At 46.3% G+C, this 1,805-nt stretch carries 3 protein-coding genes; 2 read left to right on the plus strand and 1 reads right to left on the minus strand.

The features are described from left to right. Nucleotides 1–176: 176 nt before the first annotated feature. Together CDZ78_RS21425 and CDZ78_RS18000 are read left to right on the plus strand one after the other, a co-directional pair. A complete protein-coding gene (locus CDZ78_RS21425) occupies nt 177–356 on the plus strand; it encodes a hypothetical protein (protein WP_140414179.1) in 180 nt (59 codons plus the stop codon). After that, nucleotides 344–1,408, plus strand: a complete 1,065-nt coding sequence (locus CDZ78_RS18000; protein WP_140414180.1) for a hypothetical protein — start codon at nt 344–346, stop codon at nt 1,406–1,408. Before CDZ78_RS21425 ends, CDZ78_RS18000 begins: the two co-directional genes overlap by 13 nt. Before the next feature lie 192 nt (nt 1,409–1,600). Here CDZ78_RS18000 and CDZ78_RS22340 read toward each other — a convergent pair whose 3' ends face one another. After that, on the minus strand, nt 1,601–1,741 hold the full coding sequence (locus tag CDZ78_RS22340; RefSeq protein WP_167374391.1) for a hypothetical protein: 141 nt from the start codon (nt 1,739–1,741) through the stop codon (nt 1,601–1,603). Nucleotides 1,742–1,805 lie beyond the last annotated feature (64 nt).

Below are 1,805 nucleotides of genomic sequence, written 5' to 3' on the forward strand. Positions count from 1 at the left end.
GTGACCTAGTATTTTACCGACCTCTGGCCATCCTTCGCTGCCAGCCATGGAGATCGTTAGCGAGGGCCGGTAATCCCCAGTAGGCCTAGGTCCGTTGTTTTGTCGGAATCTAAGCGTTAGCGCAGGTGGAGACAAAATAAAAGGTTTCCCGAAACGCCGTCCAGTCATTTGAGGGAGTGGTACGTACGCAGGACGGCTGGGGCGCCGTAGGCAATAGTGGTCGCGTTAAGTTTTTGCCGCTTGCTTGGGCTGGGATGCCCAAAACAAGCTTTCGCAAAAATAGCGACTCCCCGAAGTTTTTTCTCTCCCTTATTTTGGTGAGGTATTGTGATAGGAGTGTATTTTGTTTAAGTTAAATTTATTATCTTCGGTGCTTGTGTTTTGTGCTTTTTCTGGGTGTGTTTCGGCGGAGGTTCAGTTTCCTGTTGTCCCAGACTCTGTTTTAGGTATTGTGTGGGATCGTTCAGGGGCTTTGCCTACGGGTAGCACACCTCATCTTGTACCTGCACCTGCACCTGATTCTGTTAAGAATTGGGGTAAAAGTTGGAATAATTATAGTACCGATTCTAAGTTAATTGCGGAATTAGAGAAGGGGGATTTCTCAAAAACCTCTTTGGACGCTAACTTTAAATCTGAGGCGGCTACTTTCTGGGAGCTGTCAAATAACTTTGCAGATCGTTATTATAACCGTTTGCATCCTAGTCCTGCTAAAAGTGATGAGGGAATCGTGATATCTTCTACAGATCCTGGGTTCAAAGTTCCCACTTCTGGGATAGGTAGTGGAGGAGGGGAGTCTCCGGAGGGTATTCCTAAGCTTTCTGGTAGTTATAAGCCTCGTGACGTCAGGTACAAGTTGGGTGATGTTGGTCCTGGTGGCGGTATAGTTTTTTTAGTTTCTCCTGATGGTAAGTCTGGTATGGAGGCTCGTTGGAATAATAATCCTTGGCCTGCTATGACTACGTTTCAGGATTGGGGTTGTAATGGAAAACCTTTGTCCTCTGGGTTTGCGGATCGGATTGGCACGGGGTCGATAAACTCTCTATTCCTGGCAGATAAGCCTTGCATGGAGCGCATTCACGGGTCAGATGATTTTGTAGGTGCGATTCTTTTCTCGCAGAGTGAGGTATATAACCATTTCGATGATTGGTATATACCGTCGGCATCTGAGGCGCGGGTTCTTGCTGAGTTAGTTGTTGCTTACAAGGTTCATGGAAAAGATAGGAGGTTTTATGATTTTAAAGGTTATTTTTGGACGTCAACTCAGTATATACCGAGTCTTCCTTTAAGGAATTCAAAGTTTGCGGTTAGCATTTACATTCCTGAGTCTGCTCGTGGGTCGTTGTCTAACCCTTTAAACTATGTGCGGAGGGATTCGAATCTCCAGCTCGTTTTTGTTCGTAAGCTTTAGGCATTGCCCCCCGACAGATTACGGGGATCCTATAACTCTTTTTAGTTAGGGTGTCTGTATATGAGAAGAAATTTTTTAGTAGGACTTTTTATAGGTTCTGTCGCAATAATTATCAAAAGCTCAGACCTCCTGGTCTTCAGGCATAACTATCCTGCTAAAGCCATAAACTGCTTATAAGCAGGAATATTTTCCTCAGACAATCGCTGTCAGCCCCGGACGGGATGATAGTCTCCAGAAGGCGCAGGGAAATTTGCCAATCCGAAGTGCGCGATAGCGCGCGAGGGAGGCTATAATTTTATGCCGAATAGCCGTAGAGCCATTTGAGGTAGCCATGACTGAGCTGCTTTGTGCTCAGTCTGTGGCGGACGCAGGGCGGCTGGAGCATCTCCTATTCGCT

It is taken from the genome of Bathymodiolus platifrons methanotrophic gill symbiont (assembly GCF_002189065.1).
Lineage (GTDB): Bacteria > Pseudomonadota > Gammaproteobacteria > Methylococcales > Methylomonadaceae > Methyloprofundus.

Bases quoted from the DNA above. Each gene is read 5' to 3' on its own strand.
- CDZ78_RS22340 (WP_167374391.1), bottom strand. From the start codon at position 1,741: ATGGCTACCTCAAATGGCTCTACGGCTATTCGGCATAAAATTATAGCC.